At 42.2% G+C, this 25,085-nt stretch carries 21 protein-coding genes; 13 read left to right on the forward strand and 8 right to left on the reverse strand.

Going from position 1 to position 25,085, the window contains the following annotated elements; all coding sequences use genetic code 11:
- The first annotated feature begins 72 nt into the window (after positions 1-72).
- From PZB74_RS13595 to PZB74_RS13640, 10 genes are all read left to right on the forward strand, one after another.
- The gene (locus tag PZB74_RS13595) at positions 73-2,442 is read left to right on the forward strand and encodes a penicillin-binding protein 1A (RefSeq protein ID WP_302236893.1); all 2,370 of its coding nucleotides are present in this window, start codon (positions 73-75) and stop codon (positions 2,440-2,442) included.
- A gap of 191 nt (positions 2,443-2,633) precedes the next feature.
- Positions 2,634-3,230 carry an RNA polymerase sigma factor gene (locus PZB74_RS13600; protein WP_302236894.1) on the forward strand — a complete coding sequence of 199 codons (597 nt, stop codon included), beginning with the start codon at positions 2,634-2,636 and terminating at the stop codon, positions 3,228-3,230.
- 2 nt (positions 3,231-3,232) lie between these two features.
- Positions 3,233-3,538, forward strand: a complete 306-nt coding sequence (locus PZB74_RS13605; RefSeq protein WP_302236896.1) for a hypothetical protein — start codon at positions 3,233-3,235, stop codon at positions 3,536-3,538.
- 98 nt (positions 3,539-3,636) lie between these two features.
- Positions 3,637-4,395, forward strand: a complete 759-nt coding sequence (locus tag PZB74_RS13610; RefSeq protein ID WP_302236897.1) for an NRDE family protein — start codon at positions 3,637-3,639, stop codon at positions 4,393-4,395.
- Between the two features lie 133 nt (positions 4,396-4,528).
- Positions 4,529-6,247: a hypothetical protein gene (locus PZB74_RS13615; protein WP_302236899.1), complete on the forward strand. Its 1,719-nt coding sequence runs from the start codon at positions 4,529-4,531 to the stop codon at positions 6,245-6,247.
- Positions 6,248-6,302: 55 nt separating this feature from the next.
- Complete coding sequence (locus PZB74_RS13620) at positions 6,303-6,494, forward strand: hypothetical protein (protein WP_302236900.1); 192 nt, start codon at positions 6,303-6,305, stop codon at positions 6,492-6,494.
- 20 nt (positions 6,495-6,514) lie between these two features.
- Positions 6,515-6,793, forward strand: a complete 279-nt coding sequence (locus tag PZB74_RS13625) for a hypothetical protein (protein WP_302236902.1) — start codon at positions 6,515-6,517, stop codon at positions 6,791-6,793.
- 72 nt (positions 6,794-6,865) lie between these two features.
- A complete protein-coding gene (locus tag PZB74_RS13630; RefSeq protein WP_302236903.1) occupies positions 6,866-7,663 on the forward strand; it encodes a dienelactone hydrolase family protein in 798 nt (265 codons plus the stop codon).
- Between the two features lie 3 nt (positions 7,664-7,666).
- Entirely contained in the window at positions 7,667-10,408 is a 2,742-nt protein-coding gene (locus tag PZB74_RS13635) for a glycosyl hydrolase (RefSeq protein WP_302236905.1), read from the forward strand.
- Positions 10,409-10,572: 164 nt separating this feature from the next.
- Positions 10,573-13,017 carry a TonB-dependent receptor gene (locus PZB74_RS13640; RefSeq protein WP_302236907.1) on the forward strand — a complete coding sequence of 815 codons (2,445 nt, stop codon included), beginning with the start codon at positions 10,573-10,575 and terminating at the stop codon, positions 13,015-13,017.
- A 67-nt stretch (positions 13,018-13,084) separates the two neighbouring features.
- Here PZB74_RS13640 and PZB74_RS13645 read toward each other — a convergent pair whose 3' ends face one another.
- From PZB74_RS13645 to PZB74_RS13675, 7 genes are all read right to left on the reverse strand, one after another.
- The gene (locus PZB74_RS13645; protein WP_302236909.1) at positions 13,085-13,786 is read right to left on the reverse strand and encodes a DUF2490 domain-containing protein; all 702 of its coding nucleotides are present in this window, start codon (positions 13,784-13,786) and stop codon (positions 13,085-13,087) included.
- Entirely contained in the window at positions 13,773-14,381 is a 609-nt protein-coding gene (locus tag PZB74_RS13650; protein ID WP_302236910.1) for a hypothetical protein, read from the reverse strand. Before PZB74_RS13650 ends, PZB74_RS13645 begins: the two co-directional genes overlap by 14 nt.
- Before the next feature lie 348 nt (positions 14,382-14,729).
- Positions 14,730-15,266, reverse strand: a complete 537-nt coding sequence (locus PZB74_RS13655; protein WP_302236912.1) for an ankyrin repeat domain-containing protein — start codon at positions 15,264-15,266, stop codon at positions 14,730-14,732.
- Complete coding sequence (gene hemH / locus PZB74_RS13660) at positions 15,253-16,314, reverse strand: ferrochelatase (RefSeq protein WP_302236915.1); 1,062 nt, start codon at positions 16,312-16,314, stop codon at positions 15,253-15,255. The genes PZB74_RS13655 and hemH overlap by 14 nt, the downstream gene beginning before the upstream one ends.
- 55 nt (positions 16,315-16,369) lie before the next feature.
- Entirely contained in the window at positions 16,370-17,617 is a 1,248-nt protein-coding gene (hemA, locus tag PZB74_RS13665; RefSeq protein WP_302236918.1) for a glutamyl-tRNA reductase, read from the reverse strand.
- A 65-nt stretch (positions 17,618-17,682) separates the two neighbouring features.
- On the reverse strand, positions 17,683-19,197 hold the full coding sequence (locus PZB74_RS13670; protein ID WP_302236920.1) for a catalase: 1,515 nt from the start codon (positions 19,195-19,197) through the stop codon (positions 17,683-17,685).
- A 447-nt stretch (positions 19,198-19,644) separates the two neighbouring features.
- Positions 19,645-20,478: an EcsC family protein gene (locus PZB74_RS13675; protein ID WP_367281445.1), complete on the reverse strand. Its 834-nt coding sequence runs from the start codon at positions 20,476-20,478 to the stop codon at positions 19,645-19,647.
- A 264-nt stretch (positions 20,479-20,742) separates the two neighbouring features.
- Here PZB74_RS13675 and PZB74_RS13680 point away from each other — a divergent pair, with 264 nt between their 5' ends.
- The 3 genes from PZB74_RS13680 (at position 20,743) to PZB74_RS13690 (ending at position 23,406) form a co-directional block, all read left to right on the forward strand.
- A complete protein-coding gene (locus tag PZB74_RS13680; RefSeq protein WP_302236922.1) occupies positions 20,743-20,946 on the forward strand; it encodes a dodecin family protein in 204 nt (67 codons plus the stop codon).
- Between the two features lie 201 nt (positions 20,947-21,147).
- The gene (locus PZB74_RS13685; protein WP_302236923.1) at positions 21,148-22,572 is read left to right on the forward strand and encodes a sulfatase family protein; all 1,425 of its coding nucleotides are present in this window, start codon (positions 21,148-21,150) and stop codon (positions 22,570-22,572) included.
- Between the two features lie 138 nt (positions 22,573-22,710).
- On the forward strand, positions 22,711-23,406 hold the full coding sequence (locus tag PZB74_RS13690; protein ID WP_302236925.1) for a hypothetical protein: 696 nt from the start codon (positions 22,711-22,713) through the stop codon (positions 23,404-23,406).
- Positions 23,407-23,412: 6 nt separating this feature from the next.
- Here the strand turns inward: PZB74_RS13690 and PZB74_RS13695 are convergent, their stop codons facing one another.
- The gene (locus PZB74_RS13695) at positions 23,413-24,942 is read right to left on the reverse strand and encodes a GH3 family acyl-acid amido synthetase (protein ID WP_302236927.1); all 1,530 of its coding nucleotides are present in this window, start codon (positions 24,940-24,942) and stop codon (positions 23,413-23,415) included.
- Positions 24,943-25,085 lie beyond the last annotated feature (143 nt).

The following is a 25,085-nucleotide window of genomic DNA, read 5'->3' on the forward strand; positions in this document are numbered from 1 at the left end:
TCTGATTTTTGTTTCACCTACTGAAACACAATTAATATTAACCGGATTTACATTCAATAGCTCAACACCACAATGTCTGAAACTACGAGCAAACAACAAGGTCAGGGAAATGGCCGTGAGAAGCTTTTTAAATGGATAGTAAGAGGAGTATGGATTGCTTTTTTTGCTTTCCTCATTGGTTTTCCTTTGTACATCTATACTGTAAGTGAAGATTTTCTTGGCCTATACGGTGGCCTGCCCAGCCTGGAAGCGTTAGAAAACCCGGAAAGTGACTTGTCCTCCGAGCTTTACTCATCTGATAACATACTCTTAGGTAAATATTACAGGGAGAATCGTAGTCCGGTAACTTATGAGGAACTATCGCCCAACCTGGTAAATGCACTGATAGCTACAGAAGATATTCGTTTTTCAGAACATAGTGGTATAGACCTTATTGGATTAACACGTGTAGGTTGGGGAGTAATTAAATATACCCTCACATTTGGAGCCAGTGACCTGGAAGGTGGAGGTAGTACACTTTCTCAACAAACTGCGAAAAACCTCTACAAAACGAGAACCGGAGAGATGGAAGGCCCGCTGATGAAAATCCCTGGTTTGCGTATGCTTATCATCAAAACCAAAGAGTGGTTGGTGGCTGTTAAGTTGGAAAAATATTATACCAAAAAGGAAATTTTAGCCATGTACCTTAATACCGCTGAGTTTAGTAGTAACTCTTTTGGTATCAAAGTCGCGGCCAAAACATTTTTCAACAAGCACCCTCATGATCTTACTGTAGAAGAATCTGCCACAATAGTAGGCATGCTGAAAGCAGCTACCTACTACAATCCTGCGAGAAATCCTGAGAACTCTACTCGTCGTCGTAATGTAGTTATGAACCAGATGCGTAAGAATGGCTTTCTGGAAGATAGTGAATATGATTCTCTTACCGCATTGCCTATGGCACTGGATTATAAGGTAGAAAGCCACAACGAAGGTCTGGCTACTTACTTCCGGTCAGTAGTACAAAACTGGCTCCTTCGCTGGTCACGAGAACACGGGTACGATCTCTACGAAGATGGACTAAGAATATATACCACTATTGACAGTCGTATGCAGGAACACGCTGAAAAAGCTGTGGAAAAGCATATGAAATATCAGCAGGCTTTGTTTAAAAAACATTGGGAAGGAAGAGGAGAGCCCTGGCGAGACGAAGACGGGAAAGTACTGAAAGGTTTTATCCCTATGCTTGCCAAGCGTACGGAACGCTACCGTAGTCTGGAAAAGAAGTATGGCCGTGGTCATGATTCTATAGATGTAGTAATGAACACCCCTGTGGACATGACAGTGTTTAGCTGGAATAGTGAAAATCTGGAAATAGATACCACTATGAGTCCTATTGACTCTATCAAATACATGCAACACTTTTTGCATGCCGGCTTCATGTCAATGGATCCTCACAATGGCCATATTAAGGCCTGGGTAGGGGGTATTAATCATAAGCATTTTAAGTACGATCACGTGATGCAGGGTAAACGACAGCCGGGATCAACTTTTAAACCATTTGTATATGCAGCTGCTATTGACAATGGGTACTCACCTTGCTACGAAGTGGTAGATGCGCCAGTAACATTTTCGGTATACACTAATGGTGAAGAAGATACCTGGACACCTAAAAATGCAGAAGGTACTTATTCTGGTGAAAGAATGACTATTCGCCAGGCTATGGCACAGTCTAAAAATTCAATTACTGCTTTTGTAATGAAGCGCATAGGACCTGAAACTGTGGTAGAGTATGCCAAACGTTTGGGTATCAATGGCAATATTGAAGCGGTACCTTCCCTGGCTCTTGGAGGTGGTGGAGATGTATCAGTGTACGAAATGGTAGGTGCCTACAGTGCATTCGTTAACCATGGTACCTGGACAGAGCCCGTGTTTATTACCCGCATTGAAGATAAAGATGGTAATACTATCTACGAAAATCCGGTAAATACTCGTGAGGCTTTAAGCGAGGAAACGGCTTACCTGATGTTGTATATGCTTAGAGGAGCTACAGAGGAAGAAGGAGGAACAGGAAGAGGAATCCCTCGTGAGATTAGAGAGGGTAATGAAGTAGGTGCTAAAACGGGTACTACTTCTAACTATTCTGATGGATGGTTTATGGGCGTTACCAAAAATCTGGTATCAGGCGTTTGGGTAGGTGGAGATAACCGAAGTGTACACTTTAGTACCCTTGCTTTGGGGCAGGGGGCACGTATGGCTATGCCTATCTGGACAGAATATATGAAGAACGTTTATGCAGACGAAAGATTAGACATTGAAAAAGGCGCGTTTGAACGACCTGCAGGTGGCCTTTCTATAGAAATAGATTGTAATAAATACGAGTCTGATATATTAGGCGAAGAGCCAGATTCCCTTATGGTAGATGAGCCGGTTGAGCAGCTTGACGAAGAAAGTATTTTTTAGCCCTCAGGTCTTACAAAACTTATATAAGAAGCCACTCCGCAAGAGTGGTTTTTTTATGTAAAAAGATGGTTGTATGCTGATTTTCTGGCTAATTTGTTATTAATTACGTCTGCAAAAAAAAAGGACACAGAGTAAAGATAGAGTTTGCAATAAAACGTAAACTTGTTCCCCATAAAAGCAATCAAACTGTTGTGCAAGAGACTAATACTGAAGATCAACAACTGATCACTCAAATTAAGTTAGGAGACGAAGAAAGTATAGTAGCTGTGTACCAAAGCCATCGTAGTGGTTTTATACAGTGGGCTCAAGCTACTTACAAAACGGATGAACCTACCGCTGCCGACGCTTTTCAGGACGCAGTGATCTGCCTACATCATAATATAGTACAGGGTAAACTTGAGACACTTAGCTGCTCTCTTAAAACTTACCTGTTTGCTATAGGCAAAAACATTCTTCGCAAAAAGATTCAGAAAGATGCAATCATGGACAGCCACATCTTTGACCATGAAGAATCGGTAGCCATAGAAAACCTATATGCGGAACCTCTAGATAGCTTTGCCAGTAATGACAGACAGCGCTTTGTAGCTACTCTTATGGAGAAAATAGGGGAGCCCTGTAAGACTATTCTTAAGCTATTCTACTTCAAAGGTTTTAGCATGAGTGCCATTGCCAAAACCCTGGAGTACAAAAACGAAAACGTAGCCAAAACTCAAAAGCTGCGTTGCCTTACTACTCTTAAGCACATGTTGCGCAATCAGTATAGTGGAGACGAATTTTATGGAGATTAATCATGAGCGAAGACAAGGCAAACTATAGAGATCAGATAGACAGATACGTTAATGAAGAAATGCCAGCCGATGAGCGGGCAGATTTTGAACAGCGTATGCGCGAGCATGCTGAACTGGCTCAGGCTGTACATACGCATCGTGATGTGCTTCAGGGTATTGAATACTATTTTATGCAGCAGCTTAAAGATACTTTAATTCTGTCTGACCAACCCAAAAAGAGTGGCTTACCATTATGGGCCATTATTCTACTAAGTATATTAGGCGTTGCTCTTCTGCTTGCTTTGGCATTTTACCTGAATATTATCTGATAATATACCTCTCAGCTACCAGGTTTATGGACGAAACAGTTCAGAAAACCTTATGCCGCAGTTTAGTGTTGCTACATCAAATATGCTTTTGAAATTTTATGTGTACACTAACATATCTTCCAACACCCGAAGGTTTTCTTTTTACATCTAACCGGGATGAAAGTACTGCCAGGCAAGGTGCTGTTTTTCCTTCACTGGCTCAGAGCAATGCGGGGCAACTTCTAATGCCCCTGGACCCTCAGGGAGGAGGTACATGGATACTCGCAGCAGAAAACGGAGATGCAGCCTGTCTTCTCAATGGTGCATTTGTCAAGCATAAAAGAGAGCTGCCGTATCGTAAAAGCAGGGGGAGAGTCATTGTTGAGTCTTTTAACTACAGCACAGTAGAAGACTTTTTGCGGCAATACAACTTTGATAAGATAGAGCCCTTTACCTTAGTCAGAGTAAGCCGAAACCCAGACCGTAGTACGGTACATGAAATCCGCTGGGATAGCAAAAAACTTAGCCATACGCAGATGGATGCTTCTCAGCCACATATATGGTCTTCAGTTACGCTTTACGATGAGCAGATGCGCACTAAACGAAGGGAGTGGTTTGCCAAATGGCTAAAGGAAGAACCTGCGTTTACTGCTGAAAACATTGAGAACTTTCATTTGCATGGAGGAGAAGGAGATCCAACGGTTGATTTTAAGATGACGCGAAGCGGAGGTTTACAAACAATCAGTCTTACCTCTCTGGAAGTTTCATACAATACTGCGTTAGTATCTTATTACGATCTGCTTACACAACAAAAGGAAAGAGAACAGCTAGCTCTTACGTCTTTCGTACCTAAGTCCGGAACCCAGTCATACCACTGAGAGTATATGGAGTAACTTACTAAAAATTTGGTGCTAACCTGCTATGCCAATATAAATACCTGACTTTGCTGGTATCTTCTGTTCAATCTGTATAAATTAGGTAAGACTTTATGCACACCTAATCTGTACTGCCATGCTACGCTTTTTCTTCTTTTTATACCTAATGACAGGTCTGTTTGCCTGCCGGCCTCAGTCTACAACAGATAAACAATCTCAAGCATCACTTGGCAAAATCATTTTTGAGGTAAGCGGAAATGAAGAAGCTAAGCCACATTTTATCCGAGGTGTAGCGGCACTACATAACTTCTGGTATCCCGAAGCACAAGAAGCTTTTCAAAAAGCAATAGACGCAGATCCAGATTTTGCTATGGCTTACTGGGGCCTGGCTATGGCTCACAATAGCACATTATGGCAAAATCAGGATAAAGAAGCTGCACTTAAAGTTTTAAATCAACTGGGAGCTACTAGTGAAGAGCGTCTTTTAAAAGCAAAAACAGAAAAAGAAAAAAGCTATTTGAAATCGCTGGACTTTCTTTACAGCCAGGAGGAAAATAAGCTTAAGCGCGACAATGCATATATGCAATTTATGAAGGACTTCTATGTGAGCTATCCCGAAGATCAGGAAGTTGCAGCCTTCTATGCTCTCTCCCTGCTAGGTGTACTCAGGCCTGAACAGGATGATGTTAAAGAGCGAATGGAAGCGGCTGCCGTTTCTCAAAAAATTATCAAGCAAAATGGTCAGCATCCCGGTGCTGTTCATTACCTGATTCATGCTCTGGACGACCCTTTACATGCCCCTATGGCCTTAGAGGCAGCGTACACTTATGCTGAAATTGCACCGGAGTCTAACCATGCGCTCCACATGCCTTCTCATATTTTTGTGCAGTTAGGTTTATGGAGAGAGGTCATCAACTCTAATGTAGACGCTTTTGCCGCTTCGCAGAAGTGGGTAGAGAAAAAAGGGCTGGACATAACAGAACTGGATTATCACAGTCTGAGCTGGATGTCATACGGTTACGAACAGTGCGGTCAGTTCAGTAAATCTTTTGAAAATCTGCAACAGATTAAGACGAACTATGCTGAGCTAGCCGGAAAGAGTATGGAGCGCTACATGCCTCAGATGGAAGCCAGCTACATTATAAATGGAGAATACTGGCAAATTTTACCTGAACCTGAACTTGAAGGTCTAAGTGGACGCATTCTATATACCCGCTGTAGTCAAATGTTGGCCTCCGGTCTTAGTGCTGTTCATCTGGATGATCAGCAAGCCGCAAACAAGGCGCTAGATTACATGGCTTTGATACGTAAGATGTTTGTCGACAGGCAGGATACCTATCATGCAAAGCTCTGTGAAATTAATGAGAAAGCACTGGCTGGCTTTATAGCCTATCATCAGGGCGAAGTATCTGATAGTCGCAGTCTTTTTGAGCAAGGGTTGTCATTGGAAGAGAGCATGGAGCCGCCTTCTGGTCCTCCAGATGTAGTAAAGCCTATCCATGAGCTATATGGCGAGGTTCTGCTGGAAATGAATATGCCTCAGGAAGCAATGAATGCCTTTGCTCACTCACTAAAGCTAATGCCTCGCAGAAGTGCATCTCTCTTAGGAATGGCCAGAGCTGCTGAGTTACTCAATGATGGCCCCACCGCTTTTGAGTACTATAGCGAGTTTCTCAGCAACTGGAAGGATGCTGACCCTAACCAGTCTGAGGTACCGGAAGCTGAGCAATTTCTGAAGCTTTACCCTGAGTTAGCTGATCAGGCAACGGCCTATTACCCATTGCCACTAAATGTTCCCATGGATCAGCGACTTAGTATGAACCAATGTCTTCCTAGCGGAATGAAGATGAATTAAAGCAGAACATTTTTTGCTTACTGTTAATTATACTTGCAGTAAGCTAAAAAAAGTTATGATGATTAAGGTATTATTTGGAATTGCATTAATAATAGGAGTAACTGCCTGCACTTCGGGAGGGGGAGATACAGAAGAAAAAGATGGGCAGGACACAATTATCAATCAAGACTCCCTGGAAGAAAAAAATAAAACTGAAAGTGATAGCCTGAAAAACAGAGATATGATGGCCTTTCAAACAATAGGCTAAGTTTTGTTAGTTAAGCAAATATGACTCAGACCAAAAATCATAAACCTACACCTAAAGGACATGTTCATATTAGTTTGAACGAGCAGAATCAACCACGTCTGGATTTTGAAAAACTTTGCCAGGAGGCAGTGGCCATAGAGCGTAAGATTGATGAAGGAGAATGGCATACTCTGGTTCAAAATGCTCACTCACCTTATGTAGATCAGCAACCTTCACACAAGGCTAAACATATTACTTACAGAATACACTTCAGCAAAGCTGACAAAACAGAACAAGTGGAAGTACACTTTTCGCACTAGCAGCACAGCACAGGTTTCTACTTCTTTAAGATAAAGCTTAACTTGAGCTTGGACAAACCAACCTAATCTGCTATGAACAAGTTTTGCTTACTTTTGCTTTGCAGCTTTTTTAGCTCCTGGCTCTATGCTCAGGATTTTGCCCTGAAGCAATTAGAAAATTCTCCCCGCCATCATGAGTGGGTGGAGGTACAGTCTAATGGACGTAGCATCCATAGCTTTGTCGCCTATCCCGAAAAATCAGAAAATGCATTAGCTGTTATTGTAATCCACGAAAACCGTGGGCTTACCGATTGGGTCAGAAGCTTTGCTGATCAGATGGCTGCTGCTGGTTATCTGGCAATTGCTCCCGACCTACTCTCTGGCTTTAATGATCAATACGATAAAACCAGCGAATTTCCTAGTTCAGACGCGGCTCGCGAAGCTATCTACCAGTTAGACCCTCAGCAGGTTACACAGGATTTGCAAGCTGTACAACGATATGTGGCAGATCTGCCTGCATCTAGTAGCAAAGTTGCTGTAATGGGTTTTTGTTGGGGAGGTTCACAGACCTTTCGCTATGCTACCCTAAGCCAGGATATTGTAGCAGCACTAGTGTTTTATGGTACTGCCCCAGACGACTACGCAGAGCTTGCTAAAATAGAAGCTCCAGTTTATGGTTTCTATGGTGAAGATGACCAGAGAGTTAATGCCACTATTGAGGGCACTGCCCAGATGATGAAGAAAGCAAAGAATACTTACGAGTATGAGATTTATTCAGGTGCGGGTCATGCGTTTATGCGAAGAGGAGATGATCCGGAGGGAGGAGAAGCCAATAAGGATGCTAAAACTCAATCTTTAGAACGAATCAAAAGCATTTTAAGTCAGTACTAGACAATGAAAAACACACTGTTGTGGCTTTGCCTCTTAATTTCCGCATGTACTCAAAATATAGAACCGCTTCAATTTGAAACTAATCAAACTACTAAGCCCTGGACCTATTGGTGGTGGCTGGGCAGTGCAGTAACTCATAAAGACATTAGCGAGCAGCTTACTGATTTCCAGCAAGCAGGCATGGGAGGCGTGCATATTATCCCTATCTACGGTGTAAAAGGTGAAGAAGAGCAGTTTTTGCGTTATCTGAGTCCTGAATGGAAAGCGGCTGTTAAGCATACGATCCTTACAGCAGACTCATTAGGGATGGGAGTAGATTTAACGCTAGGCACCGGCTGGCCGTTTGGGGGGCCTCAGGTAAGTGAGGAGTTTGCGGCAAAAAAAGCCGAACTCGTCAGCTATCGTTTCCCCACTACAGAGCTGATAAGTTTTAAAACAGACTCAATCCTTAATCAGCATAACCATAAAAGTGTTGTGGCCGGAATACTGCTTAATGCAGAGGGCGAAACGAAAGAAATAGCGAATATATCTGATCAGGCGAATTTTGAGATTAAAGTAGACCAGAATGACTGGACACTTTTGCTGCTGGCAAGCTCACTCACGGGGCAGAAGGTAAAACGTGCCGCACCTGGTGGAGAGGGTTTGGTGATGGATTATTTTGATTCGCTATCGGTCATAGATTATCTACAACACCACGACTCAGCATTGGCTGATTTAATAAATGAAGCGCCTCCCCGTTCATTTTATCATGACTCTTATGAAGTTTATGGAGCCAACTGGACTAAAAATTTTCTAAAAAAATTTGAAAGCCTTCAAGGCTATCCTTTGCAGGAAGTATTGCCGATTGTAAATGATAGCAGTCATGCGGAGCATGGTAGAGTACTACATGATGTGAGAGCTACTCTGGCAGAGCTTCTCTATGCCAATTTTACGTCGCTCTGGACCAACTGGAGTAATGAGCAAGGCAGCTTGACCAGAAACCAGGCTCATGGCTCTCCAGGGAATATCCTGGATCTCTACGCACAAGCCACCATCCCTGAAACAGAATCTTTCGGTACAAGCAAGTTTAACATTCCCGGGCTGCGTATAGATGAAGACTTTGAAGAGGAAAGGTTTGGAAAGCCCAGTCCTTTAATGATGAAATTTGCCTCTTCTGCTGCGCATTTAAGCGCCAAGCCACTGGTTAGCTCAGAAACTACTACCTGGCTGGGTAATCACTTTAAAGTGTCGCTTTCGCAGGTTAAGCCGCAGATAGATGAACTCTTTGTCTCTGGTATTAATCATATTTTTTATCATGGCATGCCTTATTCTCCCAAGCGGGCTGAGTTTCCCGGCTGGTTGTTTTATGCGTCTACCAATTTTAACCAGAATAGCCATTTCTGGGATGAGTTACCAGAACTCAACCGCTACATTAGCGAGTGTCAGAGCTATTTGCAAAACACCAAACCAGATAATGACATTCTGCTCTACTTTCCTATCCACGACCTCTGGACCAACAAAAAAGGAAAGTGGCTGCTTCAATTGGATGTGCACCACTATGAAGACTGGTTTTCTGCTTCAGCGGTAGGGGAGCTTACCGGAGAACTTTGGCACAAAGGCTATACTTTTGATTACCTCTCTGACTTTCAATTACAGCAACTTAGCCTTGTGGGAGAACAATTGCAGACGGCTAATGGCACAACTTATCAAACCCTTTTACTACCTCCGCTGGAGTATATACCTCTGGAAAGTCTGGAAAAGCTGCACCAACTGGCTACTGATGGTGCAAAACTCATATTTATGAAAAATCTGCCGCAGTCAGTTGCCGCATATCATCAGTGGGAGGAAAATGAAGAAAAACTTAAAAAGGTTAATCAAGATATTGAGTCTATAGCCAACATACAGCTTTTACAGACGGTGGATGAGCTACAAACCATTAGCTGGCTTAGCCGGGAAAGTATGAAGGATCAGGGGTTAGATTTTCTTCGTAAGAAACATGCTCATGGACACCTTTACTTTATTAGTAATCTGAGTAGCCAATTTAGTGAGGGGCCGATACGACTTGCTGTACCTGCACAGGTAGTAGAAATGATTAAACCACTTAGCAATAAGCGAGGCCTGGTAGACCATACGGCAGTGAATAATAGTACACAGGTATACCTGCAACTTAAGCCAGGAGAGTCCTGCCTGATAATTACATACGACAAGGCAGTAAATACCCAGAACTACCTCTACACAGCAGTAAATGAAGCTATAAGTTTGCCCTCTGATTGGAAGGTAGAGTTTATAAAGGGTAATACAGAGCTGCTCAGTACTACCTCATTTACGGTTGATAGTCTGACTTCCTGGACCAACTGGCCAGATACCAGCTTACAGTATTATAGTGGAAAAGCTCGCTACATATTAGATTTTGACCTTATGGAGCAGGATAGTGCGGAAGCCTATCTGTTGAGCTTTAGCGAGCTCAGAGAAAGTGCACAGGTGATTCTTAATGATAAAGAGGTAGGTACCGTCTGGGCGTTGCCCTATGAGATTATTCTGGAAGACTCTCTAATGCAATCTCAAAACCGTTTGGAGCTAATTGTACAAAACCTGTCGGCCAACCGTATGCGCTACCTGGATAGTCAGGGAGTAGAATGGAAGAAGTTTTATGACATCAATATGGTAGATATTACATACCAATCCTTTGATGCTACGCGCTGGAAGCCTGAACCTTCAGGCATTTTAGGGCCTGTTAGCCTTAAAAAGCTCCAGTATTTCCATTAATTTTTATCGATTAAAACGGTCATTTACCTCCCTAGGGAGGCTTTTGTCTATAAGTAGTAATCATTTGTCTATAAGGCTTCAGAAAATAGGCTTTTAAGTGTATTTAGCCCGTTCAAGTATAGTACAAGAGCTAGCTAAACCTTTTTCAAAACCTTTTTTCTGACATGTACAAATCATTACTACCCTTAGTCCTCTGCCTTTTTAGTACACACCTCCTCCTGGCACAGGGCAATATTAGTGGCACAGTACTAGACGCCGAGTCTGGTGAGCCATTAGAATACACTACTGTAAGCTTATTACAAGGCCCGGATTCCACCCTGGTTACAGGGGGCTATACCGATAATCAGGGAAATTTTAGCATTAGTGCTGATCCCGGAAGGTATATGGTAAAGATACAGTTTGTCTCTTACGATGCTAAAGTAATTGACGGCATACAACTAGGCAGCAGTAACAAAAATCTGGGAAAAATAAGCCTTAGCCCCAATACTTCTACTCTGGCAGAAGTGGTAGTTGAAGGGCAGAAAGAGCAAATGGTACTGGAACTGGATAAACGCGTATTTAATGTCTCTCAAGACCTGAGTAATACCGGTAGAAATGCTTCTGAGGTTTTAGATAATCTGCCTTCGGTAACTGTTGATGTAGATGGTAACGTAAGCCTGAGAGGCAGTGGAAACGTGCGCATACTGGTAGATGGCAAGCCCTCTGGCCTAATTGGCATAGGCGATACTGATGGTTTGCGAACCCTACAGGGAGATGCTATTGAGAGAGTAGAAGTAGTAACTAACCCCTCTGCCAGATACGATGCTGAAGGCTCTGCGGGTATCATAAACATAGTGTTGAAGAAAGAGAAAAAATCTGGTCTTAATGGTTCGTTCACTGCCAATGTAGGTACACCTGAGAACTATGGAGCTTCAATAAACCTGAACTATCGTCAGAGCTGGATGAATTTTTTCGTGAACTACGGAGTCAACTATCGTCAGCGCCCGGGGCAGGGCAGCTCTTATCAGAGATTTAATAATCAGGATACCGCATATGTTACTTTACGCGAAAACGACAGAATAAGAGGAGGCCTTTCCAATAACATTCGTGTAGGAACAGACTTTATATTTAATGAGTACAATACGCTGACTGCTTCATTGCTTTACAATGTGTCTGAGCAGGACAATAATACCGATACCTGGTACCGTGATTATACATTAGATAACGAATTTCTAAGACGTACCCTACGTACCGACCGTGAATTTGAAGATGAAGAAAATCAGGAGTATGAGCTATATTATAAAAGAACATATCAGCAAAAGGGAAGAGAGCTTACCGCCAATGTACAGTACCGACAGAGCGGGGAGATAGAGGACTCTGACCAGAATGAGTACGAGGGATTTGATGAAAATATGATGCCTACACTTTTTCAGCGCTCTTTGAACGATGAAAATGAGAAGCAATGGTTGATTCAGGCAGATTATGTGCATCCTTTCTTAGAAAATGCCAAGTTTGAAACCGGGCTTCGTAATACACTCAGGCAGATTGATAATGCTTACAATGTAGAGCAGCAGCAGGAATCTGGCGAATGGGTTAACCTGCCTGGTTTTACCAATACTTTTGCCTACGATGAAAATATATATGCCGCATATGCCATATTGAGCAACAAAACCGGCAAGTGGTCTTACCAGGGAGGATTAAGAGCTGAAGCTTCTGATATTACTACCCACCTGATTGATACAGACACTAAGAATGATAAAGATTATCTGAGCCTTTTCCCAAGTGCATTTTTAACTTACTCTTTAAGCAAAACCAACTCATTACAGGCCAGTTACAGCCGCAGAATTAATCGCCCGGGATTCAGGTCACTCAACCCTTTCTCAAGCTACACAGATGCTCGTAACATACGTACTGGTAACCCTGACCTGGACCCAGAGTTTACTGATAGCTATGAGTTTGGTTACCTGCTAAATTACCCTAGCGGTAATGTTTACTTTGGAGCTTACTACCGCTTTACAGATGATGTAGTAGAGCGAGTGCGTTGGTCTGAGGAGGATGTTGTAGGAAGTGATACCGTAGTAATAACTTACACCCGTCCGGAAAACCTAAGTACCCAGAATGCTTACGGCTTTGAACTCAATGGTTCTAAAGATCTTTTTGCCTGGTGGAATATCAACGCGAATATGAATTTTTACCGCTCCATTACCGAAGGAGAGTTTAGAGGAGAAGCTCTGGATGCAGATACTTATACTATGAGTGGGCGTTTTACTTCTAAATGGAAACTAGCGGGGCTTTTTGATGTACAAATGAGTGGATTTTATCGTGCACCGGAAGAGACAACTCAGGGCAGAAGAAAAGCACTATATGCTATAGACCTGGGTGCTACCAGGGATATTTTGCAGAAGAAAGGAACTCTTGCCCTTAGTGTAAGAGATATGTTTAATACCCGCAAATTCAGATACGAAACAATTACCGATACCTTGTACGAAGATGCTGAATTTCAGTGGGGTGTGCGCCAGATTACACTCTCATTTACGTATCGTCTCAACGACATTAAAGGACGCCAGAGAGGAGAAAGAGGTGGCCGTGATGGAGGTTACGATGGTGGAGGAAATGATATGGATTTCTAAAGATTGTCTTACGGATGGATTATATAGCGGAAAGGTCGTCGCCTGTGGCAACGGCCTTTTTTTGTGCTTATTGATTGATGTAGTAAGAGGTAACCAGGTGGAAGATGCTTTCTGCCCCCGCCTGATTAAAGCCTTCCAGGCGGTATTGTATGCCTGTCTCCAGTTTTCTTTTGTTATTAAAAAACCAACCCAGCCCTACATAAGCCCTGTTGTTTAGTTCGTGCATAATGGCATTAAAGGACCAGAGCACTTCATTAGAGAGGATGATATACTTCTCTCCATCATCTAGTAATCTGCCATTTAGGGGGAAATCATAACTAATACGGTAGCGGAAGCGATTCTCAAACCCATCGTGCTGAAAATGTTGTTCAGTACGTATTCGGTGAGCAATACGTCGGGCCCCGCTGAAAGAAACAAAAGCATACTGCTGCATAAAGCGGTGTTCGTAGCCCTTCACCTCAGTGTTAAAAGGGCCTTCCCAGGTATAATTGTAGCCGATACCAAACTCACTTTCATTAAAAAACTCATAATCTGCAAAAATCTGAGTTTCTATCTGTTCCCAGGCATAGTCTCTCTGGCTGTTCTCATCTTTTTCAGTCCATACGTTTCGTCCGTTTATTTTGGCATTAAAAGACCAGTGCTCAAATGCACCCATCGTATACGAAAACTCTGGCTCCCATTTTAAAGCGGATTGTGCCCGAGACTGATATTGAGCAAAGAAAAGCAGGCTGCTAATAAAAAGTATAAGTCTCTTGTTAGTATAATACATTGTCGGACGATCTTCTGTCTATTCTTTGTACTTTTAGGGTATTACCTTCATCATCAAACAGAAACTCATAAGGTCCATACTTTTCTTCACCTTTTACCTGAGCTACAATCTCATAGCGTATAGTAAGGTCATCAGTATCTCCCTCCATAAAATCCTCAATAATTTCTTCATCTTCATCCTCGTCGTCTTCTTCTTCGGCAGTGTACTGTCGTTGGATTCGGAGCATACGGTGCCTTTTATAGGTATCGTCCATATACTCATCTATGGCTTCCCGTGCTTCATCTTCTATCTCTTTATGGCTTATCAGTTCTTCAATATCCATTAGCCGTCCATCATCGTAAAACTCAATGCTCAGCTTTTTTCCCTCCCAAACCATTTCTATCTCGTAGCCAGAGTGGTTTTCATCGTACTCTCTGAAGTATTTTATTCTTCGGGCATCTTCCATCATTGGAGAAAGTAGCTCTTTGATAGTTTCAGGAATCTCACTCTCATCAATTTTTTCTTCGTACTCCTTTTTTTCATCCTGAGCCAAGGCCAGGTGGCTAATTGTAAAAATACATAGCAGACAGAGGAGATGTAATAGGTAGTTTTTCATTGTCTATACTATTTATTAGGGTCTATAGGCTAACGCAGCAATGTTATTTCAGTTTTGTAGAATTGAGGTTTTGGTAAAAATACTCAATCTAAATTTACCTTTAGTGTTGTTTAAAATCTGACTTAATGCTTTATATAAAACAGCTATTAATTTTCTCTTAACGGCAAAGAAGCTCTGAAGCAGTCCATAGCTTAAACGATTAAATTATTCAGCATTAGAAATGCTAATAAATAATTTTGCTAGAGGCATTGGCATAAAAACAAAAATGACTGCTCCAAGCGGGAACAGCCATTCTGATAAAATGGTAGTAGCTTAACACATACTACCCCTGTAGATTAAATTGGCTAGCTATAAGTTTTTTTCCAGCAGTGCCACAATGCTACTGTTGCCCTGCATACGAGCATGGTCTAGAGCAGACATACCATGGGTATCTTTCAGGTCGGCCTGAGCTCCATTTTCTATCAGTAGTTTTACGATATCTTCATGCCCAAATGTGGAGGCAAAGATGAGAGCAGTAGCCCCATTAAAGTTCTGCTGATTGACAGATGCCTTATTAGCAATTAGGGCAGAGGCAATCTCATAATATCCTCTAAACGCACACCCCATTAGTGCCGTATTGCCGGAACGATCGTAAGCATTGATATCCGCGCCGTGTTGAAGTAGCAGTTCTACCAAATGCTGGTGCCCATTGTAAGCTGCAAGGGTAAGGGCTGTATAACCTCTATGATCTTGCTGGTTGATAAGTGTAGAATCTGCTTGTAGCAGTTGAACAACTGTAGCGGTATCACCCTGGCTGGAGGCACTAAAAATATCTTTAGCCTGTGCCTGTATTGCACAAATACTCCAGGTGAGTACAGTTAAGAGTAGCGCTTTAAATAGCTTCATAGTAATAGTTGTTTAGGGAGGTTTGTGGATTGTTTTCTAAGACGATGGCTTTGAGCGCCTCTGCCCATGCCTGATCGTCGTTCAGGCTTTCTACCATACTCAAACTTTCGCCTCCATGCTCCAGAAATAGTTCGTAGTATTCCTCTCCAATCTCCAGTACAGTTTCAAGGCAGTCAGCTACAAAAGAGGGGGAGACTACTAAAAGCTTTTTGGCTCCCTGCTCAGCTAAAGACTTGATGGTGTAGTCAGTATAGGGTTTGATCCAGGGATCTTTACCCAGGCGTGACTGAAATGATGTACTGTATTGCGCTGTATTAATACCTGCTTCTGTGGCAATGAGCCTGGAGGTTTCAAAGCAGGCTGTACGGTAGCAGTATGGGCGATGGCTTAGTCCTTCAGAGCAGCTACAGTGAGGCTTGTCGCAATAATTACTGCTACTGTTCATTTTGGCCAGATGACGCTCAGGTATGCCATGGTAGCTAAACAGGATATGGTCATAGTTACCATCCTGCATCTGCTGCTTTACTTTGTTTGCGAAAGTTGAAATAAATAACGGATGCTGGTGAAAGAAACTGACAAAATTAATTTTAGGGATAATATGCCATTTCTGTACAATCTCCATCACTTTCTGGTGTACCGAACCTACCGTAGCCGAAGCGTATTGGGGAAAAAGAGGAACTATCATTATTTCATCTGTTCCCGAAGCACGCAAATTAAGTAAGCCCTGCTCTATAGAGGGGTTTTGGTAGCGCATAGCCAGCTCCACCTGGTATTCCAGACCTAGCAGATATTGAAGTTTCTGCTTTATTTGTTTTCCGTAATGGAGTAGGGGCGAGCCGTTTTCTGTCCATAGTTTGCGGTATTCTTTACTTACTTTAGGTGCTCTAAAGGGGACGATAATTAAATTAACTAACATCCAGCGCTTCCAGTAAGGTATATCTATTACTCTTTCGTCCATCAAAAACTCTCTCAGGTAACGGGCTACATCTGCAGTAGCCGGAGAGTCAGGTGTGCCCAGGTTGATAAGTAAAACTCCCTTTTTATTCATTTTTCGTTGTCTTTATTGTTATTCTTTACAATATGGCCTGTTGCTGCGGCTCTTCTTATGATTGATTGCTTAGCAATAGGCTTATAGTTTTGAGGTATTCCGGCTCTGCTTCCTGTAACTTAAGCGACTGTATAGCTCTGGCAGGATGCCTCACCAGCTTTTTACTAATGTTATGTGCAATCTGATCCAGTACCTCATCTGCTAGTTTGAGGCTTTTGTTACAAGCTAACTCATTACGTACAGCTTCGTACACTGTGGCGGCATACTCTCCTAATACTGCTCTTGCAGGCATTTTTTTATGCCATAGCATCATCTCAGCTAGCTCACTATCTATAATCTGCTCTACTTTAGTAACTGCCTCTTCGCGGCTATTACGGGTATTGTGGTTTTCTTCGGCGAGCTTGTCTAGGTTGATGAGCCTGATATTTTCCTGATGGCTAAGTTTAAAACTAACATTCGCCGGCATACCCAGATCGGCTATCACGCGTTTTTTGTGAGCAGTACCCCAAGCGCTTTTGATGAGAGAAGGGGAGTGGCTAACTGCCGTAATAATGGCATCGTAAGCTTCTAAATGGTTACTTAATACTTGCTGCCAGGGGGTAACTCCCAGCCCATGTTGATGGGCAAGAGCTTCTGCTTTACTTTCGGTACGGTTAGCAAGGTTTACTTTTCCAAAGCCAAACTTATGAACGTATCGTAACACCTCTTGCCCAATCTCTCCACAGCCTATAATTAACAAATGCTTGTGCTGTAACTGTCCTCCAAACTGACTTTTGATTGTTTTTAAAGCCTGGTAAGCGGTTGACATAGAACCCCTCCTGAAGCTTGTTTCATTGCTAATTCTTTTATGCATTCTAAATACTGCCTGCATCAGCCTCTCCAGTAATGTGCCCTGCAACTGATAATTTCTGGAACGTTGGAAAGCTTCTTTAACCTGTGTAATGATTTGGGCATCACCCACTACTAACGAATGTAGGCCGCTACCAACGTCTAGTAGATGCTTGGCAGTATCGTAGGTGCTGCTGCTAAATTGTAGATACTCCAGGTAGCGGGAGTCGTCACCCAAACCTTTCATACTCAGCCAGTAATGGACAATCTGCTCTATAGAAGTCTGAGTAGACTCAAAGTAAATCTCCGAACGGTTGCAGGTAGCTAAAACACTGAGGCCAGTTATATCAGGGTACAGCTCTGGAAGTTGGACATACAGCTGATGTAACTCATCATGGCTGAAATGGAATTTCTCTCTTACTTCTACCGGCGCTGTATGGTGTGATATTGAAATGTACTGTAATGTTTTTTGCATTCTTCTGCTGGATGAAGTATTAGTGTAAAGAGAGGCTTATCCCAAGCCCCTCTTTGGATTAGGAATTAATGTTGTCTTGTAAAATCATCTTTAGAGTAGCCTAACTCTTTAGCTAGAGCCATTCCAAAGTTGCGATCAGCCATATAGAAATGGGTGATCATCTGCATTTGTACGTCGCGGCTTTTTACCTGCCCCAGATCCCCCAGAAGATTTTTGAGTAAGCTGGCCTGCTGTTCTTTGTTGAGCGAGCGATAGAAATCTCCTGCCTGCCCAAAATCATTGGTTTTGCTTATCTTCTTCTGTGTGATAGCGACATTGTTTACCGGAGTTTCTACAGCTTTGTATTTGCTGTGATCTTTAACCTCTGTTCGTGTACTAGGCTGATAATTAACATCCGCTTCAGGAAATTCCTTGTTTCTGCTGCTGGCATAGCCATCTGCATTGTAGTTGACTACTTTCTGTTTAGGCTTGTTAACTTCTATCTGTTGGTAGTTGGCTCCCAAACGATGGCGGTGCGTGTCAAAGTACGAGAAAAGACGGCCTTGTAATAGTTTATCTTCAGAAGGTTCTACCCCAGGAATAAGAGAGCCCGGTGAGAAAGCCGCCATTTCTATTTCTTCAAAATAGTTAGTAGGGTTCTCATTAAGTGTCATAGTGCCTACTTTATGCAGAGGAATCTGTTCTTCAGGCCAGTCTTTGGTAGCATCCAGTGGCCAGAAGTCAAAGTCATGCATATTTTCAGGCTTAATCATCTGTACATAAAGATCCCACTGAGGGTAGTCTTTATTATCTATATCTTCACGTAGGCTCATGGTAGCATGCTGCCAGTCTTTTCCCTGCTGTTCTGCCGCCTCTTCTACACTCAGGTTTTTAACACCCTGGCGGGTTTTCCAGCTATATTTTACATATGTGACCTCTCCCTTTTCGTTGATCCACTTGAAGCCATGCACGCTGCTACCATCCATATACTGGTAACCAGCAGGTATACCCAGGTCAGTGTATAATCTCATTAGCATATGAGTAGACTCAGGGATGTTAGAGAAGAAGTCAAAAAAGCGATTAGGGTCCTGTTTGTTAGTTACCGGAGAAGGCTTGAGCGAATGCACCATATCAGGAAACTTAATGGCATCGCGGATGAAGAATACCGGAAGGTTATTTCCTACGATATCGTAATTTCCTTCTTCAGAGTAAAATTTTACGGCAAAGCCTCTGGGGTCTCTGGCAGTTTCTGGAGAACCTTTACCGTGAATTACAGTGGAAAACCTAACCAATAGGTCTGTAGTCTTTCCAACTTCCTGAAAAGGTGCTGCCATCGTGTATTCAGACATATCGTTAGTACACTCAAACACACCAAAAGCACCTGCGCCACGGGCATGTACTACTCTTTCAGGAATTCTTTCTCGGTCAAATGAAGCTAGTTTCTCTATCAGGTGAATGTCTTCAAGCAAAACCGGGCCGTATTCACCCACAGTTTTTGAGTTCTGATTATCTCCTACCGGCGCTCCATAGTCAGTTGTCATTTGCTGCGCAAAACCTCCCAGGGAGATGAGTAATCCTAGTATAAACGTAAGTTTGTTCATTAACTTAAATGATCTGGTTAATAGAATTATGTTAGATGTTAGTATTAATGACTCAAGAATGAGTCGTTGGAACGATCAGCCATAACAGATCTATAAAGCAGAGAAAGTAAGGTGCGCACCCAGAGCTTATTCTATCTTTATTCCAGTATCAAAGGTAAGGGGAGATAAACTATAAGAAAAATCAATAATTTTTATCTTACTATAACTTAAGGTTATTTTGTTTGGCGGGAATTACAGCACTATTGAAAACCCCACGGCAGCCAGTCTATTAACTATTGTGGATGATTAAAGGAAAATAGCCTCAGTGTTGGAATCCGATGAACCCTAAAGTTTGAGAGAAAAGACTAGAGGAAAAAATAAATACTATTGAAATGAAAAGAGCAGCTTAAGCTTGAAAAGATTCCCAAGTTAAACTGCTACTCATACTCGTAAAACGGCTACTAAAGCTTATAGCTGAAACCTTTCTACCTTATGGGCATCGCGCCAACGCATACGGTAGGCGTTCATGGCTGTATTGCCAAGATGCCTGGTAAGGCGATAGTTGACAACTAGCCCAACTGCTGCACCTATGCCGGGAATCATCTGAGCTAACTTGGCCAGATCCAGATAATCACGATACTCCAACTGAAAGGTGCGCCAGTCAAAAGCATTGATATCATAAGGGAGGGTTTTACTAAGTGCTTCCCACTCATAAATTTGGGCAAACACCTCATTGCGCTGCTGCTGGCTGGAAAATGCCAGCTGAAAAATCTTTAGCATAAACAGCCGTTCGCGATAGTCTCTCACATCATAGCCATAGATAGCGGCAATCTCATACAGCATCTTCATTTTCAGACTTAGAAACAAAGGAAAGTCTGCCAGAGACATTAGAAAACCTCCGGCACCAGTAATGCCTCCTTCGGTAGCAGCTAGTTTATTATAAATGTCTATGCAGCGGCGTGCTTTATCTTCACGTTCTTTAAAGCTGATGCTGGTAAATGGCTTTTTGGTAGTAAACTCTGAACCGAAGATGATTGAGCGCACCATCTGTTTGATCGCCAGGGTAACCGCCCGGTGGATTCTTTCAGGAATAATAGTATTGATACGCTGCTGTATGCCTTTAGAAATCTTATTCGCAAGGCTGGGTGCTTTACGCATTTTTTCTTCCCAGATTACCAGTTCTGCCATGGCTTTTCCTTCGTAAGAACGTAAATATCGCCAGATGTAGGGTTCTTCTTTTTTCTGAGAAGTCGTACTCAGGTCATTTAATAAAATATTGTTCTGCGTTTGGGTAGTATTCATTAATAATGTGTTAATGTTGTACATTTTAAAACGACTTTTGCCGCTGAAGAGTTCTTCATTGTATATTGATAGCAGTGAGGGGCTACTTATAATCCTGAAAATATTTTTTTTACTAATGACCTTAAGCTGTTTAAGCCTGACCCTTATTAGTATCCCAAACAATTGTGCGGCAGGAATGTATTATACCTGAGTCTACCTTTATAGTTGTTATTGGGTAGGGTGCTCAAACACACGAAACTTTTTTAAACCACAAATTTTTTAATCATGGCAGTAACAAAAATTATTGAAGTAATCGCAGGATCAGAAAAAAGCTTTGATGATGCAGTAAGAAATGCGTTAACAGAAGCTTCAAAATCTGTGAAGAACATAACATCGGTTTACGTGAAAGAAATGAAAGCCAATGTGGAAAACAATCAGATAGTATCCTATGGAGTAAACGCCAAAATCTCATTTACAGTAAATGATTAGGATACAATGATTATATAACTTGAGCTCGGGCCATTTGTCCGGGCTTTTTTTATGTATTGATCCCGTCCTCAAGTAAGTTAACCGAAAAATTGACTAATTTATGAAAAGGGTAGGTGTACTTATCATTAGTGCTATATTAGTAGATACTTAATATTATATCTGCTCAATATGCATCTCTTTACGCGCCTGACTACCTTCATAATGTTAACTGTTTTAAGCTGCCAATCCCCGTCACAGGAGATACAGGACCAGCCTCAGAAATCGCCTAATATTCTTTTTATTTTAGTAGATGATATGGGTTATGGGGATATGTCCGCTTTTAACCCAGATTCTAAAATACCTACTCCCGCCCTGAATAAATTAGCCTCTGAAGGAATGCGGTTTACAGATGCTCATGCTCCTGCTGCGGTTTGTGTACCTTCGCGTTATGGTCTTATCACGGGTCGTTATCCAGTACGCCGCACGGGTACTTTTGAAGGTTCGTGGATAGAAAAAGATCGTCTGACACTGCCTGCTATGCTAAAAGAAGCTGGCTATACTACTGCTTGTGTGGGTAAGTGGCATTTAGGCATGGGCGAGAACGAAAAACAGCCTGAACCCAATGGTGTGCTTAGCTCCGGCCCGGTGGACCGTGGTTTTGACTATTTTTACGGTATTCCTGCATCTTTAGATATTCCGCCTTACTATTACATAGAAAATAACCAGTGTATATCACTCCCTACTGAAACCATTGAGGGGAACAACTCTCCTGATGTAAGCCCTATACAGGGGGCATTTTGGAGAGGAGGAAACATATCAGCTGATTTTGATCACGAGCAGGTGCTGCCACGCTTTCAGGAGAAAAGTATAGAGTTTCTTAAAAATCATGAAGCTCAATCTGATAAACCTTTCTTTTTGTATGTAGCCTTAGCTGCGCCCCATACTCCCTGGCTGCCATTAAAAGAATACGAGGGCAAAAGTGAGGCTGGAACTTATGGTGATTTTGTTTATCAGGTAGACCAGACGGTAGGTAGTATACTTAATTACCTGCAAGAAGCTAATCTGGATGAAGAAACATTAATCTTCTTTAGTAGTGATAATGGGCCGGTCTGGTTTCCGGAAGATGTAGAAAAATACCAGCATCAGGCTACGGCTCATCTAAACGGGATGAAGGGCGATGTTTATGAAGGAGGCCACCGTATGCCATTTATCGCACGTTGGAAGGGCAAAATTGCTCCTAACAGCAGTAGCGATCAGCTCGTGTGCTTTACAGACATGATGGCGACACTCGCAGAGCTCAATAATATCCCTCTTTCCCAAAGTACAGCAGCCGAAGATAGTTACAGCTTTTTACCAGTGCTTATGGGTGAGGAAAACATTCCGGGTCTACGCAATACTCTGTTGGTAGAGTCTGTATATGGCCTATATGCTATGCGTGAGGGAGACTGGGTTTATATTAATGGCCCCGGAGCTGGTGGTTTTACAGCCGGTTATCCACGTCCAGAGGGGTACCCTTCGCCAGAGGCGGAACCTCAGCTTTTTAATCTGAAAGAGGATCCTTCTCAAACTCAAAATCTCTACCAGGAGCAGAAGGATGTAGCGAAGCGCCTATCAGACAAACTAGAGGCATATTTAAATATCAATTAAGTCTTCAGGAAAACAGTCACTTTCTAAGCTTTTCTTACGCAGGAGAACATTTATTTTTTGTAGGTGTTGAGTAAATGGTAGAACTAGATGTAACCCCATACTTCGTTTGGTTCTCGGCAAGCTTTAATTCAATACAATATGCGATACGGCTTCGTGCTGATATGTATACTTATGTGCGTGCTCATAGATGGGTGCGCTGTGCAGCATAGTCTGGATTATAAAAGAAAAGAGGTGACTACAACTACTATAGATTTTGCTAAAAATAAGCGTATTCCTGATGTAATTAGAGATGAGGTACTAGAAGCTTTGTCTCACTACCCTGAACTAAAGAATACACCTATAGACTTTGTGTTTCGCAAAGATATTATCAAATCTTTTATGCAGGCACAGCCTCGCTGGTTTGGAATTTTTCAGTCCAGGCGTAAACGAGCCTATGTGGTTAAAATTACGCCGGCTCTCAAGCTGAAAGAGAAATCAATACCTGTAGAAGAATTACCGCGAGAAACACTGATCGGCTGGATAGGTCATGAGTTGGGCCATATTATGGATTATCAGACAAGAAGCGGGCTGGGACTTATTCGTTTTGGGCTTGGGTATTTAAGTTCAGAATCATACCTGAAAAGGGCAGAGCAAACCGCTGATTTGTTTGCGATTAACCACGGTCTGGGAAGCGAAATTTTAAGCACCAAAAATTTTATTTTGGATCACGCACAAATACCAATGACTTATAAAAACAGAATCAGGCGACTTTATATGTCGCCTGAAGAAGTTATGGAGCACATTGATGATGATGATGACAGCCTGCTTCCAATTGATGAGGTAGATAATGATTAATCTACCTTATAGACTTTTGTTAAACTCTTGCCATTCGTTAAACTCTTCCTCTTTCATCACACGAGGCATCTTCACCTGTCCGCCCTTTTTCTTTTCGCGCTCATTCCATTGATAAAAAACATCAGGAGATACTACACTTACTTTAACATCTTTTAAAGCTTTGCTTCGTGCTACATTATAGTTTTTATTCACACTCTTCAAATGTTCATCTAATGCTTCGGCAAGAGCTTTTTCATCAGTATCAGTGTCGCTGTCTACACCCAGATACCAATGATGTATATAGTCGTTTTCGGGACGTACGGCAGCAACTGTGAACTCAGGAATAGCAATATTGAATTTTTCTTCCAGATGCTTAATTCCGTCGTTCATTTTCAGTACTGATAGCTGAGAGCCTACCACATTTAAAAAGTGCTTGGTACGACCAGAGATGATTATTTCCGCTCTCTTTTTGTCGGTAAATTGTATGGTGTCGCCTATCATGTAGCGCCATGCTCCAGATACAGTGGAAATTATTAAGGCATAGTCTACACCTTCCTCCACTTCTTCTAGTGTAAGAGCTTTGGTTCCCTGTACTATGGCGCCGTTCTCATCTATATGTTCATCTTTGAAAGGAACAAACTCAAAGAAAATTCCATTGCGAGTAGAAAGCTTCATGGCCATATGCTCATTAGGGCGAGCCTGAAAAGCGATAAAGCCCTCTGAGGTAAGATAAGTGTCAATAATTGTGATAGGGTGACCCAGCAAAGCCTCAAAACTTTTACGGTAAGGTTCAAAGGCGACGCCTCCAGAAGTAAAAACACTTAGGTTAGGCCATATCTCATGGATGTGGTTTAGGTTATGGTATTCAATTACCTTTTTTAACATGAGTTCATTCCAGGAAGGAATACCACTTAGTGCCCCAATATCCCAGTCTTTTGCGTTTTTAGCAATCTGCTCCACTCTTTCGTCCCAGTCAGAGAGGGCAGAAATCTCAGCGCCCGGACGATAATAGCCTCTGAACCAGGAAGGAATATTGCTGGCAGAAATACCGCTAATCTCTCCCTCAAGATGGTCTCCATTATGCCCCAGATCGGTAGAACTACCCAGCATCATTACTTCACGCTCAAAAAAGTCAGCAGGTAAATCAAAATTGGAGAGAGCCAATACCTGAGCGATACCAGTTTTACGAATCGCGTCCAGCATGTCGTCGGTTACAGGAATACGTTTGCTGCTATTTCCGGTAGTACCTGAACTCAGGGCATAATAATTAGGTTTGCCGGGCCAGGTAATATCTTCGGCTCCCTCTAACTGGCGTTGCCACCATTCTTCGGAAATGAGATTATAGTCATGGTAAGGTACCGTATCCGCAAAAGCCTGATACATATCCTCTTTCTCAAGTAGTTTTGAAAAATTATAGTATTTGCCAAAAGCAGTATTTCTGGCTTTTTTCAGCAGTTGCGTAAGTGTTTCTTTTTGTTCCTCTATAGGAGAGGATTCTGGTACAACCCTATCAGTAAACTCCAGAGCTGTTTTAATAATATTGCCTAGTACGGCCATATCTGTAAAAATTTGTGATGTGTTAGGTTAAAAAGTTATTCAAGTTGAATACATACTAACTAACGCTCATCTCCTCACTTAGTTTAAGGATTTTTACTGGTCTATGTAACTTCAGACTTACTGCATATTCAAGCAAATCAGCA

Source organism: Porifericola rhodea (assembly GCF_030506305.1).
GTDB lineage: Bacteria > Bacteroidota > Bacteroidia > Cytophagales > Cyclobacteriaceae > Catalinimonas > Catalinimonas rhodea.

Bases quoted from the DNA above. Each gene is read 5' to 3' on its own strand.
- PZB74_RS13640 (WP_302236907.1), top strand. From the start codon at position 10,573: ATGTACAAATCATTACTACCCTTAGTCCTCTGCCTTTTTAGTACACAC.
- PZB74_RS13605 (WP_302236896.1), top strand. From the start codon at position 3,233: ATGAGCGAAGACAAGGCAAACTATAGAGATCAGATAGACAGATACGTT.
- PZB74_RS13595 (WP_302236893.1), top strand. From the start codon at position 73: ATGTCTGAAACTACGAGCAAACAACAAGGTCAGGGAAATGGCCGTGAG.
- PZB74_RS13615 (WP_302236899.1), top strand. From the start codon at position 4,529: ATGCTACGCTTTTTCTTCTTTTTATACCTAATGACAGGTCTGTTTGCC.
- PZB74_RS13670 (WP_302236920.1), bottom strand. From the start codon at position 19,197: ATGAACAAACTTACGTTTATACTAGGATTACTCATCTCCCTGGGAGGT.
- PZB74_RS13675 (WP_367281445.1), bottom strand. From the start codon at position 20,478: ATGAATACTACCCAAACGCAGAACAATATTTTATTAAATGACCTGAGT.
- PZB74_RS13650 (WP_302236910.1), bottom strand. From the start codon at position 14,381: ATGAAAAACTACCTATTACATCTCCTCTGTCTGCTATGTATTTTTACA.
- PZB74_RS13690 (WP_302236925.1), top strand. From the start codon at position 22,711: ATGCGATACGGCTTCGTGCTGATATGTATACTTATGTGCGTGCTCATA.
- PZB74_RS13680 (WP_302236922.1), top strand. From the start codon at position 20,743: ATGGCAGTAACAAAAATTATTGAAGTAATCGCAGGATCAGAAAAAAGC.
- PZB74_RS13645 (WP_302236909.1), bottom strand. From the start codon at position 13,786: ATGTATTATACTAACAAGAGACTTATACTTTTTATTAGCAGCCTGCTT.
- hemA (WP_302236918.1), bottom strand. From the start codon at position 17,617: ATGCAAAAAACATTACAGTACATTTCAATATCACACCATACAGCGCCG.
- hemH (WP_302236915.1), bottom strand. From the start codon at position 16,314: ATGAATAAAAAGGGAGTTTTACTTATCAACCTGGGCACACCTGACTCT.
- PZB74_RS13635 (WP_302236905.1), top strand. From the start codon at position 7,667: ATGAAAAACACACTGTTGTGGCTTTGCCTCTTAATTTCCGCATGTACT.
- PZB74_RS13655 (WP_302236912.1), bottom strand. From the start codon at position 15,266: ATGAAGCTATTTAAAGCGCTACTCTTAACTGTACTCACCTGGAGTATT.
- PZB74_RS13630 (WP_302236903.1), top strand. From the start codon at position 6,866: ATGAACAAGTTTTGCTTACTTTTGCTTTGCAGCTTTTTTAGCTCCTGG.
- PZB74_RS13620 (WP_302236900.1), top strand. From the start codon at position 6,303: ATGATGATTAAGGTATTATTTGGAATTGCATTAATAATAGGAGTAACT.
- PZB74_RS13685 (WP_302236923.1), top strand. From the start codon at position 21,148: ATGTTAACTGTTTTAAGCTGCCAATCCCCGTCACAGGAGATACAGGAC.
- PZB74_RS13625 (WP_302236902.1), top strand. From the start codon at position 6,515: ATGACTCAGACCAAAAATCATAAACCTACACCTAAAGGACATGTTCAT.
- PZB74_RS13695 (WP_302236927.1), bottom strand. From the start codon at position 24,942: ATGGCCGTACTAGGCAATATTATTAAAACAGCTCTGGAGTTTACTGAT.
- PZB74_RS13610 (WP_302236897.1), top strand. From the start codon at position 3,637: ATGTGTACACTAACATATCTTCCAACACCCGAAGGTTTTCTTTTTACA.